This is a genomic window from Pseudomonadota bacterium, assembly GCA_018823285.1.
In the GTDB taxonomy this organism is placed as follows: Bacteria; Desulfobacterota; Desulfobulbia; order Desulfobulbales; family JAGXFP01; genus JAHJIQ01.
Genome location: JAHJIQ010000036.1, coordinates 1 through 14,427, shown reverse-complemented (window position 1 = coordinate 14,427; position 14,427 = coordinate 1). Strand labels below are relative to the sequence as shown.

Genomic DNA, 14,427 nt, shown 5'->3' with positions numbered 1-14,427 from the left:
ACCCGCTTGGTCGGTTAGATTGGTCAAAGATCTAATCTGTGGTCTTAATCTGGGAGATGTCGATTAAGAATGATTGGTTTGTTTATGGTTTTTTTGACAAAAGCCAAGAGCGGACTTGACCCCTTTTTTCTAAGCAAGCACAGAAAACAACGTGGGTTTTGAGGTTAATAGAAGAATTGCCGACCATACCATCGAGCTATTTTAAAAAGCTTGTTAATACCGATGAAATTTGGGAGGTGAGAGTTGTAGCGGGAAACAACATATTCCGTTTACTCTGTTTCTTCGATGGCCCGATGCTTATAGTCATCAATCACGCATTCCAAAAGAAAACTCAAAAAACTCCTCCCCAGGCCATCAAAATCGCTGAAGCCAGGAAGAAGGATTATTTCGAGAGGAGGAAATAAAATGAAAACTCTAAAATCCTATGTTGCCAAAAGAAAGTCCAGTGATCCGGCATTCGCCAAGAGCTACGAATCCGGTTATGAAGAATTTAAAATTGGAGTAATGCTCAAAGTTGCGAGGGAAGAGGCGGGTTTAACACAGGAGCAACTTGCCCTCAAACTCAATACAAAAAAAACAGCCATTTCACGTATTGAGAATCACGCGGAAGATATTAAGTTGTCAACATTGGAGAAATTTGCTCAAGCTCTTGGTAAAAGCCTGCGTATAGAAGTTGCTTAACCATATGAAATAATTAATAAAAAAATCAAGTTTCTTTACCTGGCCGCGAGAACGACTACGCCTGACGGGCAAGTTTTCTGGTGCCGTACGCTCGGAGTATTTGTGTAAGTTATCCATCTTTGATCTGACATATTTGGTTCTCCTGTCCAGAGATATACATCCACCCCGTTTTCCCACCTGATTTACTGATATCGCCCGTTTAGCAAGAACGATGGGCACAATCCTTGCTGTATAATCATATCGTATCGCGATGTTGTAAAGGGCAAAGCGGCGGAAAATGACGCCTGAACCACGGTCCAAAGGGGTCTTCAGCTGTTTTCAGGTTGAGGGGCAACCGAACAACGAGACACATTGTGTGGGGAATAGACCACATAAGCGGGGGTTATCATGAACGTACTGTCTGAATCCGAGCAACTTCAAACCATCGAACCGGTCGGGATATCCGGCCACGATGATCGTAAGGGAAAGAGCCGGGCGATCGCTCATCCGCAAACAACCGTTTTCTGGCTGGAGAAAGGAATAGAGGTTGTTCCGCTCCATGAAAAGGACGGCCAGTCCAATTTCACAGACCAGATCCTGGGGCAGGTTTTTCGCCGAATCGTCCGCGAGGACACTCTGAACAAACTTTTTTATGACGGCTCGGTCCGCAATACCCGGGATTTCAGAAAATTCATGCGCAACCCCGAGAATGAGATCTTTTTCGTAAACTTCAACGGCAGGGAAGCCGGGTTTTTCTGGCTGAACCACTTCCGGCAGAAATCGTTCTTCATCAACTACTGTCTCTATAAAGAGTTCTGGGGTGAGGCTGGTCTCACCATCAGCAATCTCTGTATCGAGCATCTTTTCAAACGCAAGGATGCAGACGGAGATTTCCTCGTTGATGTGCTTCTGGGCCTGACCCCTGCCAACAACAAGCTGGCGGTGAATTTCCTGCTTCAGAATGAGATGTCAATTTTAGGGAAAGTGCCTGGATTTCTTTATGATTCCGCTACGGGAGAAACTGTCGACGGCGTCTTTTCTTACCGGCAACGGAGCAAAAAGAGCGGTTTTAAAATGTCATCATTCTTTTTTGGGTAGTTCACTGTCAGCACAGAACAAAAACTCAAGAAAAGAACGGTGACTGATGAAGAGTCAATAGGTCTTTCCCCACCGCCAATCTATTTAATCATTTAATTATACACAAACTGTTTGACAGTTTGTTTCATGTGCTGGTAATAATTACGGCTCAATTCAATTTGAAAACGGAGAAACGAGTGATGCGTTACCATATCTGACGATGACGGCCTAAGCCGTTCGGCCCGGTCCGGGTCGGTTCTCATAATGTCGGGTATTTCTCCGAGTTTTCCTGCCTGCAGTAATTTCCCAACGCACCAAGGATTCCGGACTGATCCCCGTATCGGTTGTGGAATCCGAAAAAAATCGTCGATGCCATAAGTGTCGGCGCCATCCGGCGCTGATCTTCTTCCGCCACGTCTTTTTCCGGCTCCGTTCCCATTTTTTGAGAATTTTTCCCGTCAGCTAGGGTTTTGCCCGCTCTTCTCCATAAACGTACTGCAAAGGAGAAAAGCAATGAAACGAATAACGAAGGTGCTGATAACCGTCATCGGCTTCTGTCTGCTGCTGGTAACGGAAAGTGTGGCCGGGAGCGCTGCCGGGATCATCAGTATGGATTTTGATCTCTCGAAACACGACCGGAACAAGGAGGTGGAGCTGTGGATTCCGTATCCGGTTTCGTCAGAGGTGCAGGATATCACCGGGGTGAAGATTGACGGTGATTTCGCGGAATCGGCGGTTTACGCAGATAAAAAATTCCAGACGCCGATGCTCTATGCCCGCTGGGCCAAAGAGTCTGCGTCCCGCCGCCTGACCTTTTCCTTCAAGGCAGTCCGGCAGGAGGTCGAGAAGCGCGATCTGCCGGAGATTGAGGCACCGTGGAACAAGGGAGATTTCTCCGACTGGCTCGCTCCGACCAGCCTCGGCCCGATTGATGGTGTAGTCGGAGAGCTTGCGGCAAAGATTGTCAACGGGAAAACGACCACCCTGGAAAAGGCGAAGGCCATTTACGACTGGACCTGCGAGAATATGTACCGCGATCCGAAAACCATCGGTTGCGGACCGGGTGATGTCTGCTCCCTTCTTCAGAATCCCGGTGGCAAATGCACCGATATCCATTCGGTCTTTGTCGCGCTCTGCCGGGCGGCCGGGGTCCCGGCCCGGGAGATTTTCGGGATTCGGCTGGGGAAGGAACCCATTCAGGATATAACATCATGGCAGCATTGCTGGGCCGAGTTCTATCTGCCAGGTTTCGGCTGGGTGCCGGTTGATCCGGCCGATGTCCGGAAACTGATGCTCAAGAAAAACCTCAAGCTGGAAGACCCTGAGACGGATGAACTCCGCAGATATTTCTGGGGTGGTTGGGATGCGTATCGGGTTGAACTGGCAGGAGGTCGAGACCTGATCCTGAATCCCGCCCAGAAAGGTGCGCCGCTGAACACCTTCGGTTATCCCTATGCGGAAGTTGGTGGCGAGCCGCTCGACTTTTATGATCCGGCATCATTCGGATACACCTTTACCGCCTATCAGATCACAAAAGACGGTTACGGCCTGATCGATACTGAGAGTCTGAAATCGCTTCTCGACCGTGGGATCGAGGTCTCGATTTTCGATGCCCGAAACCCGGAAGAGTTCCAGGAGGTGCATATCCGGGGCGCCGAGAGCCTGCCCGAGAAGAAATTTGCCGAGTTCATCCATCTGCTGCCGAAGAACAAGACGCAACTGGTCGTTTTCTACTGCAATGGCGTCAAATGCGGCAAGAGCAAGAAGGCGGCGAAGAAGGCGATCGGCATGGGCTACCGGAATGTGCTGGTCTATGCCGAAGGAATGCCGGTCTGGGAGGAGAAGGGGATGCCGATCTACGCCGGGCCGAACTATGAGGAACGGATTGAGACCACCAAGATTGCCCCGGCCGACCTCGACGCTCTGATCAAGAGCGGAGCGGACACCTTTCAGCTGGTCGATGTCCGAGACCGGGAAGAGTTTGCCGAGGGCCATATCCCCGGCGCGATCAATATCCCGGTGGCCTCCTTTGCCTCACAATCGGAGGTGCTCGACAAGAAAAAACAGATCATCGTCTACTGCAACTCCGGCGGCCGCAGTTACAACGCCTACCGAAAGCTGATGAAACTGGGTTACAAGAAAATCAACCAGGCGATCTTTGCCGACTGGAAAGAGGCGGGTCTGCCGGTGACCTCCAACTGATTGCCATCCCTGGAGCTGCCTTCCTCACCGGGTTGAGCGGCTCCGCCGGACTTTCCTGAAACATGAAGACCAGCAGATTGAGACAAGGAAACAGGAGAATATCATGAATGCCCCAGTTTCAAACATAAAATCCGAGGTCCCCAGCGGCGCCGTGATGGTGATCGGCGGCGGTGTTGCCGGTGTTCAGGCCGCACTCGACCTGTCGGCGCTTGGTTTCAAGGTCTATCTGGTCGAGAAAAGCGGCGCCATCGGCGGGGTCATGGCCCGGCTTGATAAGACCTTTCCCACCAACGATTGCTCGCTGTGTATCCTCGCCCCCAAACTGGTTGAAGCGGGCCGCGACGGCAACATCGAGATCCTGACCAAATCCGAGCTGCTGTCTCTGGTCGGCGAGCCGGGCCGTTTCACCGCCCGAGTAAAAAAGCAACCTCGCTACATCGATGAAGAAATCTGCAACGGCTGCGGTCAGTGCACCTTGTACTGTCTCAAGGAAATGGGGGATGATTATAACGAGGATCTGCAAACAACCCATGCCGCCCATATCGATTACGCCCAGGCGGTGCCGGCCACTTACCATATCGACCCCAAGGCCTGCCTGCGCCTCAATCATGAAACCTGCGGCTTATGTGCCGTGGTCTGCGGAAAAAACGCCATCCGCTTCGACGACACCGAAAAAATCCTCGACCTGCAAGTGGGAGCAGTGGTGCTGGCGCCCGGTTTTGGCCGGGTCAAGGAAGAGGTGTTGCGTTCCTACGGCTGGGGAAAATTTGACGATGTCCTGACCGCCTTCGAGCACGAACGGCTGATGTGCGCCTCCGGCCCCACCGGCGGTGAAATTGTCAGGATCAGTGATCAGAAGCACCCGAAAAAAATCGCCTTCCTGCAATGCATCGGCTCCCGGGACGAAACCTGCGGCAACAACTACTGCTCTTCGGTCTGCTGCATGTACGCCATCAAGCAGGCAACCCTCGCCCGCGAGCACGACCCCGAGGCGGAGATCACCCTTTTTTACATGGATGTCCGCACCCACGGCAAGGGCTTTGACGCTGCCCGGGAACGGGCCATCGCCGAGAATAACTTCCAGGTGATCTACGCCAGACCGCCACAGGTTGAGGATGTCTTCGACGGCGGTTTGCTGTTGACCTGGGCTGATGACGCCGGAAAACATCATTATGAAAAATTTGATCTGGTGGTGCTCTCCCAGGGTCTTGAAGCGCCGGAAGACGCCGCGCAGCTGGCCGAGGCCTGCGGCATCGACCTGAACGGATACCAGTTCGCCGCCACCGACGCCTATGCGCCCCTTGCCGCCAGCCGTCCGGGGGTTTACGTGATCGGCGCCTTTCAGGGACCGAAGGACATCCCCGACAGCGTTACCCAGGCGGGCGGCGTGGCCGGGCTTTGTTCCGGTCTTCTGGCGCAAGGCAGGGATTCCGAGACTGTGGCCGCAGTCTTGCCCGTCGAGCGGGATGTCGCGGGTGAAGAGCCGCGCATCGGCGTCTTTGTCTGTCACTGCGGGATCAACATCGGCGGCGTGGTCAATGTGCCGTCGGTGGCGGAATACGCCAAAATCCTGCCGGGGGTGGCCTATGCCACCGACAATCTTTATTCCTGCTCTCAGGACGCCCAGGCCCAGATCGCCTCGATTATCAAGGAGCATAACCTGAACCGGCTGGTGGTCTCGGCCTGCACGCCCAGGACTCATGAACCGCTCTTTCAGGCGACCATGCGCGAAGCGGGGCTGAACCGGGCGCTTTTTGAAATGGCCAATATCCGCGATCAATGTTCCTGGGTCCACATGAACGAGAAGGAGGCGGCCACCGAAAAATCAAAAGACCTGGTGCGCATGGCGGTGGCCAAGGCCAGGTTGCTGGTGCCGCTGAAAGAGCAGGTGCTGCCGGTCACCCCGTCGGCCCTGGTGATCGGGGCCGGGCTGGCCGGGATGACTGCCGCGCTAGCCATTGCTGATCAGGGGTTTGAGTGCACCCTGATCGAAAATGAAAAAACGCCTGGCGGCCGGGCACTGCTGCTCAGCCGCGACCGCCACGGCAACGATCCCCGGGAAAAGATCCGCAACCTGATCGGGCGGATAAAAAAACACCCCAAAATCACCTTGCTTACTCAAACGCAACTGATTGCAATTTCGGGTTACATCGGCAACTTCACCTCCACCGTCGAGGGGCAGAAGGGAAGCACGGTGATCAACCACGGGGTGGTGGTGATCGCCACCGGCGGCAGGCCGTATGTCCCGTATCAATTCGGCTACGGCGAGTCAAACCGGGTGCTGACCCAGATCGATCTGGAAAAGCGACTCGACTCGAAAAATCCGCTGCCGACAAATTGCAACCAGGTCGTCATGATCCAGTGCGTCGGCTCCCGGGGCGACGATCTTGCCTACTGCAGCCGGGTCTGCTGCGGCCAGGCGGTGAAAAACGCCCTGCGTCTTAAGGAGATTTCGCCTGCTACCCAGATCACTATCCTCTACCGGGACATGCGGACCTACGGTTTCATGGAGGATGACTATCGCAGGGCCAGAGAGTTCGGGGTGATCTTCACCCGCTACACCCCGGAGAGGCCGCCGGAAGTGGTTATCGGCAAGGCAAATAACGCCAGGCCGCTGGTGAAGATTTTCGATCCAATCCTGGGCGAGGAGGTTGAACGGCAGGGGGACCTGCTCATCCTCTCCACCGGTATCGTGGCCGAGGAGCCGGAACAGCTTGCCAAACTCCTCAAGGTGCCGGTGACCGGCGACAGGTTTTATCTGGAGGCCCATGTCAAGCTGCGGCCGGTGGATCTGGCGGTGGACGGGGTTTTTGTCTGCGGCCTGGCCCATGCCCCGAAAGCCATCGACGAGACCATTGCCCAGGCCCAGGCCGCTGCGGGACGCGCCTGTCAGCCTTTGGCCCATGGCAGGATCACCCCGGAACCCATTGTTTCCAAGGTTGATCCGGAAAAATGCATCGGCTGCGGGGCCTGCGAGACCTTCTGCCCCTACAAGGCGATCCAGATTTACAAGGAAGACAAACTCAGAAAGGCCAGAACCATCACCGCCTCCTGCAAGGGCTGCGGAGTCTGCGCCGCCCGCTGCCCGACTTTGGCCATCGACATGGGTCGTTTCACCTACGACGGTATCATGGCTCAGGTGCGTGCCTTCAACCCGCAAGGAGAAGAATAATGACGAACGTTTACAACCCCCATATTTTAGGATTTCTCTGCAATTGGTGCTGTTACACCGCCGCCGACTCGGCCGGGGTGGGACGCTACCAGTACCCGCCGAACTTAAGGGTTGTCCGGATCATGTGCACCGGTCGGCTTGACCCATCCTTTCCCCTGGAAGGGCTCGCCAACGGCGCCGACGGCATCTTTGTCGGCGGCTGTCATCCCGGCGAGTGCCATTATCAGGACGGGAACTTCCACGCCCTGGTCTCGGCCTCGCTGGTCCATGAGATGCTGGATCGTCTCGGCATCGCCCGGGAACGTTTCCTGATCGACTGGGCCTCGGCCGCCGAAGGGCCGAATTTCGTCAAGATCATCACCGGTTTTACTGAAAAGATCAGGCAGCTTGGCCCCTTGGGGCAAGTGGAAAAGAAGGAGCGGATGGAAATGCAGCGCCGCTTGGCCGAAGCCGCCGAGGCGGCCCGGGGCCGGAAAATCCGTATCGGCCTGATCAATGCTTCGAAAGAGATGATGCAGGCCCGTGATTTCTCCCGACCGGTTATCGCCGGACTGGTCCAGGAGAAATGTGGCAAGGCGCTGCAGGAGATTTACGGCGATGGGAGTGTTGCGTGATGATTGAGAGCCCTGTCCGTCTCACCCAAACCGTCAAGGGCGCCGGTTGCGCTGCTAAATTGCCGCCCGGCGATCTTGACCGGGCCCTGTGCGGCCTCGATCTGCCGGTGGATGAAAACTTGATCGTCGGTCTGGAACGGGCCGATGATGCGGGGGTCTATAAAATTTCTGATGACCTGGCCCTGGTCCAGACCCTGGATTTTTTCCCGCCCATGGTCGATGACCCGCACGCCTTTGGCAGAATCGCCGCCGCCAACGCCTTGAGCGATGTTTACGCCATGGGCGGCATTCCGAAAACCGCCATGAACATCGTTGCCTTTCCGGCGAGCAAACTGGACCTCTCTGTCCTGCGCCAGGTGATCGAGGGCGGGCTTGCAACCCTGCGGGAGGCCGGGGTGGTTCTGGTCGGCGGTCACACCATTGACGATCCCGAACTCAAATACGGCCTGTCGGTGACCGGTTTTGTTTATCCGGATAAGGTGTTGACCAAGAAAAAGATCAGGTGCGGCGATAAACTGATCCTCACCAAGCCGCTCGGCACCGGCATTGTCTGCACCGCGATCAAGGCCGGTTTTGCAGACAGCCGGGTGGTTGACCGGGTGATCGAAAATATGGCGGCCCTGAACCGGGTTGCGGCGGAAGTGATGTTTGACTTTAACGTCAGCGGTTGCACCGATATCACCGGCTTCGGTCTCCTGGGGCATCTGGCCGAGATGGTGGTGGACTCAGGGTATGGCCTGCGGATCGACTCAACCTCTCTGCCCCATTACCCCGAGGCCCTGGAATGGGCCGCCATGGGGCTGGTGCCGGCCGGAACCTACAACAACAAACAATTCCGGGGGCCATTCGTGACCTTTGCCGACTCGGTGGACCAGGTTGTCCGCGACCTCTGCTTCGACCCGCAGACCTCGGGCGGTCTCCTGATGGCGGTGGCAAGCGAAGAGGCGGAAGAATTGCTCGCCGCCCTTCGGGACCGGAGAGTGGCAGCGGCCTCGATCATCGGCGAGGTGGTTACGGGACCCCGGGACACAATCATAGTCCAATGAAGGAGGAAAAAAGGATGAAACGAGAACTCGACTGCCGGGGCCAGGCCTGCCCGGCGCCGGTCATGCAGGTCAGGGATATTCTTGTCGGGGAGCGGCCCGCATCGATTGCGATCATGGTCGATAACGAGGCGGCCAGGGAAAATGTCAGCCGTTTCCTCGCCCATCAGGGCTATCAGGTGACGGTGGAGGAGGAAAAGGGTGGGTTCAAGGTCATCGGCTTTGAGGGCGGCGAGGGGTGCCGGGTGATGGATGATGAGGAATTGGCCGCTGTTCCGGTCGGCGGCAAAAAGATCCTGGTGATGCTCACCACCGATCGGCTTGGCCACGGCGATGAGGCTTTAGGGGCCGGACTGATGCTTAATTTCCTGAAGACCTTGAAGGAGATGGGGCCTGTTCTCTGGCGGCTGGTCATGGTCAACAGCGGGGTCAAACTCGCGGTGGAAGGGGCCGAGGCCCTGCCGGTTCTGCGGGAATTGGCCGATGCCGGGGTTTCGATCCTGGTCTGCGGCACCTGTCTCAACCATTTCAAACTACTCGACAGGAAACAGGTGGGTGAGACCACCAATATGCTGGATATCGTTACCTCTCTACAGGTGGCGGACAGCGTCATAAACATTTGAGGATGAACCTATGAAATGCGCCCAATGTGGTCAGAAACCGAAAAACCGCTGCAACAAAGAGGGCTTCGACTGTACCGGCGGCCAACTCGATCCGGCCGCTTATGCCTTGCCGGAGAACAAGCCCTTCCACAATATCAGCGAGCAGATGCGCGCCGAACACGGCAACTCGCTAACCCGGCTGGAAGAGATCATCGAATTTGCCAAACGGGCCGGGTACACCCGCCTGGGGGTGGCCTTCTGCATCGGCTTGGCGCGCGAAGCGGAGTTTATCGCCAAAGTTTTCGCCCGCCACTTCAAGGTCGAGTCGGTCTGCTGCAAGATGGGCGGGCTCGACAAGGACGAACACGGGATGAGCAAGATCAAGCCGGAGGCCTTCGAAATCGCCTGCAACCCCATCGGTCAGGCCCAGATGCTGAATCGCGCCAAGACCGATCTGAACATCCAGCTGGGGCTCTGTCTGGGTCACGACATCCTGTTCCAGAAATATTCCGAGGCGCCGGTCACGGTGCTGGCGGTCAAGGACCGGGCCCTGGCCAATAACCCGATGGGCGTCGCCTACGGCAGCTACTGGCAGAGCCGGTTGCTCGGTTGAGCAGAACCTTTTAACAAACCAGGAATAGAGATGAATAGAAAACTTACCATAGCCTTCGCGGCCTGTCTGCTGGCCTTTTTTTATCAATGTTGCGTGGCACAGGCTTTTACCGCTGATGGTTGCGGGGCCGGGAGTTGCAGGGACTGCCACATACTTGGCAAAAATGAAGCAGCGGTTTTGCTTTCAATGCCGGAAGAACAAATTGTCGATCTCAAACTCGCCGAGGTTCCAGGTCTCTGGGAGGTGGATGTCCGGCAGCGGCAACAGGTCATCCCGGTTTTTATCGACTTTTCCAAGCAATATCTGATCAATGGCGCGGTGATCAAAATAGCGGACAAACAGGATATTACCAGGGAGCGTTTTGCCGATTTGAACCGGATTGATGTCTCCCTGATCCCTCTTGATGACGCCCTCATTGTCGGCAAACCGGATGCGCCGATCAAGATCATCGTCTTTGATGATCCGCAATGCCCCTATTGCCTGAAGCTGCATGCCGAAATGAAGCGTGTCGTGGGGCAACGTCCCGACATGGCATTTTTCATCAAGATGTTTCCCTTGAAAAGCCACCCTGAGGCCTACGAACGGGCCAAAGCCATAATCTGCGCCAAATCTCTGGTCATGCTTGAGGAAAGTCTGGCCGGGAAGAATATTGCGCCGCCTGACTGTGAAACCGATCAGGTTGACAAGAACCTGGAGCTGGCCGCCCGGCTGGGGATCAGTTCCACTCCCACCCTGGTCCTGCCGGATGGGCGGGTTATGCCGGGATACAAATCTGCGGAGGAGATAATCCGCTTATTGGAGAAACCCATTAGCAAAGAAAAGAATATCGGCAAATAATTTTTCTGAAACATCAACAAATAAGGAGAGCATCATGATTGAAGTAACTGAATTGGCGGCGGAGAAGCTCTCTGCCTATCTGGCAGAAAACAACATCGAGTCACCGGTCCGGATCACCGTAGCGAATGGCTGTGGCGGCATGTCCCTGGGACTTGCCCTGGATGACCGCAAAGAAAGCGATCATGCCCTGGAAAACGAGACGTTTACCCTTCTTCTTGCCGAGGACCTGGCGGTGGAATGCGGCACGATCACGGTTGATTTCGTGGAAAAAACCTCAGGCTGTGGCTGTGGGGGAGGTGGCGGGTTTTCCATAACAAGTGAAAAACCCCTTCCCGATGCTGCTGGTGGTTGCGGTGGTTCCTGCAGCAGTGGCAGTTGTGGATGTTAATTTGACTCAGGAGGAGAATTCAATGAGTAATGAAAATTTTGAAGTAAAGGCCTACCCCGAGATGTGGGCCGGACTCGACATGGATGTGCCCCGCTTTGACAAGGCGCGGCAGATGCTGGGCGAGGTCTACGGCAAGATGTATCTGACCCAGGCGAACCGACCGGAGAAGATGGCCTATTTCGACACTATGGTCTCCGAGATCTTCGGCGGCCGGATCCAGGAGATGCTGGAGGTCAAGAAAACCGGCAAACCGGTGGTCGGCACCTTTTGCGTCTATATCCCGGAAGAGATTGTGGTGGCGGCGGGCGGGGTCTGTGTCGGACTCTGCGGCGGTTCGGCGGGGTCGATTCCGGATGCCGAAAAAATCCTGCCCCGTAATATCTGCCCGATGGTCAAATCGGCTTACGGTTTCAAGGCCGGCAGGATCTGTCCCTATTTCCAGAGCGTTGATTTTGTTTACGGAGAGACGACCTGTGACGCAAAGAAAAAAACCTGGGAGATTCTTGATCGTCTGGTGCCGACCTATGTCATGGAGATTCCGCAGATGAAAAAGGCGCGGGACCGGGCTCTGTGGATCGAGGAAGTAAAAGACTTCAAGGTGAAAGTGGAGGAGGTCTGCAAGACTGAAATCTCTGCAGAGGATTTGGCAGGAGCAATCAAGGTGATCAATAACAAGCGCAAGGCGCTGCAGCGGTTGACCGCCTTGCGCTCTGCAAGCCCGGCCCCGATCAGCGGTAAGGATGGTCTTTTGATCGAACAGATTGCCTTTTACGATGAGCCGGTCCGTTTTGCCGAGAAGGTCAACGCCCTTTGCGATGAATTGGAGCAGCGGGTGGTGGCCGGCGTGGGGGTGATTGGTACCGAAGCGCCGCGGATTATGGTTTCCGGCACCCCGATGGCCTTGCCCAACTGGAAGGTCCATAACCTGTTGGAAACCGCCGGGGCGGTGGTGGTCAATGAGGAGTCCTGTATCGGCACCCGTTATTTCAAGGACCTGATTGATGAGGAGCAGACCGAAATTGATCGTCAACTTGAGGTTCTCACTGACCGCTATATGCAGATCGACTGTTCCTGCTTTACCCCCAACGATGAACGGGTTGATCAGGTGCTGAAAGAATATCGCAGTTCAAAGGCCCAGGGCATTCTCCACTATTCCCTGCAGTTCTGCCACACCTACAATATCGAGGAGATCAAGATCCGCGAGATGTGCGAGAAGGAAGGTATTCCCTACCTCTCCATCGAGACGGACTATTCCCCCGAGGATGTCGGGCAGCTGCAGACCAGGATCGAGGCCTTCCTCGAACAGATCCGGGGGTAAACGAGCAGGGGCACTGCATCTTCACGCATTCTGGACTGTTCGCATAGCTTCACTATAGCGAACAGTCCAGAATACGCAAATCTACAGCACCCCTGCTCGTTTACCGGCTGGGGTGGGTGGTATGGACGCGGGATAAATATAATTGAGTGCTTGTTAATGAAATTCATCTTTATGACAACTGGATTCCGGCTTTCGCCGGAATGACGGTCATTTTTTACAAAGTCATGCCGGACTTGATCCGGCATCCAGGATATCTCAATCGATAAAGGCAATAACGGTCAATCTGTTGGGTTTCATAGAGAGTCACATGTAATTTTTTCGGTAATTATTATGCAGATAGGTATTGATTTGGGTTCGCGGACCATCAAGGTTGTCGCCTTTCGCGATGGTGAACTTGTTGATCAGCAATTGGTTGAGAGTGGTTTTGACCCGTATGAACAGGCCCTGACGATGATCGGAAGGTATGGCGCGAAAAAGATCGTAGCCACCGGTTACGGGCGGCATCTGGCCAAGGAGCATTTTGCCCATGAGGTGATCACCGAGATCAAGGCCCATGCCATCGGCGCCCGCCATTTTTTCCCGGACTGTCGTACCGTGGTCGATATCGGCGGCCAGGACTCCAAGGTTATTGCCCTGGACCAACAGGGTAAGGTCAGTAATTTCCAGATGAACGACAAGTGCGCCGCCGGCACCGGCCGCTTTCTGGAGATCATGGCCGCCACCCTTGGCTTCCGGCTCGATGAATTCGGGTCGGAAGCCCTGAAGTCTGAAAACGAGGTCGGGATTAACTCTATGTGTACGGTGTTTGCCGAGTCCGAGGTGATTTCCATGAAGAACCGTGGTTTCTCGCCAAAGGATATTGCCATGGGGGTGCATCTGTCGGTGGTTAATCGGATGGTTGGCATGCTCAATCGAATGGGACACGGTGAGACCATCGTATTTTCCGGCGGCGTGGCCCGCAACCCCTGCGTTGTCAAGTTGCTCCGGGAGCGTCTCCCCGAGGCGCGAGTGGTCTCACCCGAGTCCCCGGACCTGGTTGGCGCCATCGGGGCCGCTTTGTACGCCGGTTATTAGCAAGAGGCCAGATATGCCAACCTGGAAGAAGAAAGACGAACAGGGGAATGTGCATTTTCAATTTCTCTGCTCGTCCTGCAACCAGAAGAAGAAAATCCTTCTTGAAGAGGATCACTGGACATTTGTCCGGGCCGACGAACCGGCTTCCTGCAATGATTGTGTGCTGCAATGCGCCTTGACGGCCCGGCAACTCTGGGGCGCTGAGGAGCGGGTCCGATACGAGGTATGTGACCGGTGTTCCGGGTACGAAAAATGTGAATTGAAAGGAAGATATTATTGCTGACAAACGTTGGGATAATTGTGAACCAAAAAAACAAAGGAGAAATATCATCATGAAAAAACTTGTTCTGATCATCTGTACCGTATTTCTGGCCTTTGCGCAGCACTGCATGGCCGCTGATTACCAGTATGTGTCCGCCGAAGTGCTTAAAGGCTGGCTCGAAGCTGAAAGGACAGTGCTCCTGGTTGATATCCAGGAAAAGCAGGATTTCGCTGCCCACCATATCAAGGGGTCGCTGGAGACCAATGCCTACCCGGTGAAGTCGGATGCCGAACGGGAGACCCTGGTTCCTGCACTCAGCCGGGCCAAGGACTATGAAAACGTGGTTGTCGTCTGCCCGCGCGGCAAGGGGGGCGCAAAACGGACCTATGACTATTTGAAGGAGCAAGGGGTGCCGGAGGCAAAGCTCACCATTCTGACCGGCGGCATGGAGAATTGGCCGTATAAGGAATGGGTTGCCACCAGATAATTCGACAGGGACAATGGTGCTGGTGCGCCCGGCGGTCTTCAAAACCGTGCGCCTGGTCTGCAAAACCAGGAGGAGGTT

At 55.2% G+C, this 14,427-nt stretch carries 16 protein-coding genes; 15 read left to right on the top strand and 1 reads right to left on the bottom strand.

Going from position 1 to position 14,427, the window contains the following annotated elements; all coding sequences use genetic code 11:
- Positions 1-158 precede the first annotated feature (158 nt).
- From KKG35_09360 to KKG35_09350, 3 genes are all read left to right on the top strand, one after another.
- Positions 159-404, top strand: coding sequence for a type II toxin-antitoxin system RelE/ParE family toxin (locus tag KKG35_09360; protein MBU1738334.1), 246 nt, complete (start codon positions 159-161; stop codon positions 402-404).
- A 1-nt stretch (position 405) separates the two neighbouring features.
- Positions 406-681, top strand: a complete 276-nt coding sequence (locus tag KKG35_09355; protein ID MBU1738333.1) for a helix-turn-helix transcriptional regulator — start codon at positions 406-408, stop codon at positions 679-681.
- A 387-nt stretch (positions 682-1,068) separates the two neighbouring features.
- Positions 1,069-1,758 (top strand): hypothetical protein, encoded by a 690-nt coding sequence (locus KKG35_09350; GenBank protein ID MBU1738332.1) that lies wholly within the window; start codon positions 1,069-1,071, stop codon positions 1,756-1,758.
- Between the two features lie 238 nt (positions 1,759-1,996).
- Here KKG35_09350 and KKG35_09345 read toward each other — a convergent pair whose 3' ends face one another.
- Positions 1,997-2,176, bottom strand: a complete 180-nt coding sequence (locus tag KKG35_09345; GenBank protein ID MBU1738331.1) for a hypothetical protein — start codon at positions 2,174-2,176, stop codon at positions 1,997-1,999.
- A 74-nt stretch (positions 2,177-2,250) separates the two neighbouring features.
- On the opposite strand from KKG35_09345, the gene KKG35_09340 reads away from it, so the two are divergent.
- The 12 genes from KKG35_09340 (at position 2,251) to KKG35_09285 (ending at position 14,349) form a co-directional block, all read left to right on the top strand.
- Entirely contained in the window at positions 2,251-3,939 is a 1,689-nt protein-coding gene (locus KKG35_09340) for a hypothetical protein (GenBank protein ID MBU1738330.1), read from the top strand.
- A gap of 103 nt (positions 3,940-4,042) precedes the next feature.
- Positions 4,043-7,111, top strand: a complete 3,069-nt coding sequence (locus tag KKG35_09335; protein MBU1738329.1) for an FAD-dependent oxidoreductase — start codon at positions 4,043-4,045, stop codon at positions 7,109-7,111.
- Positions 7,111-7,725 (top strand): hydrogenase iron-sulfur subunit, encoded by a 615-nt coding sequence (locus KKG35_09330; protein ID MBU1738328.1) that lies wholly within the window; start codon positions 7,111-7,113, stop codon positions 7,723-7,725. Before KKG35_09335 ends, KKG35_09330 begins: the two co-directional genes overlap by 1 nt.
- Positions 7,725-8,771 (top strand): selenide, water dikinase SelD, encoded by a 1,047-nt coding sequence (gene selD / locus KKG35_09325; protein ID MBU1738327.1) that lies wholly within the window; start codon positions 7,725-7,727, stop codon positions 8,769-8,771. Before KKG35_09330 ends, selD begins: the two co-directional genes overlap by 1 nt.
- Before the next feature lie 14 nt (positions 8,772-8,785).
- On the top strand, positions 8,786-9,391 hold the full coding sequence (gene yedF, locus KKG35_09320) for a sulfurtransferase-like selenium metabolism protein YedF (GenBank protein MBU1738326.1): 606 nt from the start codon (positions 8,786-8,788) through the stop codon (positions 9,389-9,391).
- 10 nt (positions 9,392-9,401) lie between these two features.
- A complete protein-coding gene (locus KKG35_09315; protein ID MBU1738325.1) occupies positions 9,402-9,983 on the top strand; it encodes a DUF1847 domain-containing protein in 582 nt (193 codons plus the stop codon).
- A 30-nt stretch (positions 9,984-10,013) separates the two neighbouring features.
- The gene (locus KKG35_09310; GenBank protein MBU1738324.1) at positions 10,014-10,820 is read left to right on the top strand and encodes a DsbC family protein; all 807 of its coding nucleotides are present in this window, start codon (positions 10,014-10,016) and stop codon (positions 10,818-10,820) included.
- 34 nt (positions 10,821-10,854) lie between these two features.
- Entirely contained in the window at positions 10,855-11,208 is a 354-nt protein-coding gene (locus KKG35_09305; protein MBU1738323.1) for an IscA/HesB family protein, read from the top strand.
- 22 nt (positions 11,209-11,230) lie between these two features.
- Positions 11,231-12,526, top strand: a complete 1,296-nt coding sequence (locus KKG35_09300; protein MBU1738322.1) for a 2-hydroxyacyl-CoA dehydratase family protein — start codon at positions 11,231-11,233, stop codon at positions 12,524-12,526.
- A gap of 330 nt (positions 12,527-12,856) precedes the next feature.
- On the top strand, positions 12,857-13,600 hold the full coding sequence (locus tag KKG35_09295) for a 3-hydroxyacyl-ACP dehydratase (GenBank protein ID MBU1738321.1): 744 nt from the start codon (positions 12,857-12,859) through the stop codon (positions 13,598-13,600).
- A gap of 13 nt (positions 13,601-13,613) precedes the next feature.
- On the top strand, positions 13,614-13,883 hold the full coding sequence (locus tag KKG35_09290) for a hypothetical protein (protein ID MBU1738320.1): 270 nt from the start codon (positions 13,614-13,616) through the stop codon (positions 13,881-13,883).
- Positions 13,884-13,932: 49 nt separating this feature from the next.
- Entirely contained in the window at positions 13,933-14,349 is a 417-nt protein-coding gene (locus tag KKG35_09285; protein MBU1738319.1) for a rhodanese-like domain-containing protein, read from the top strand.
- The last annotated feature ends 78 nt before the right edge of the window (positions 14,350-14,427 follow it).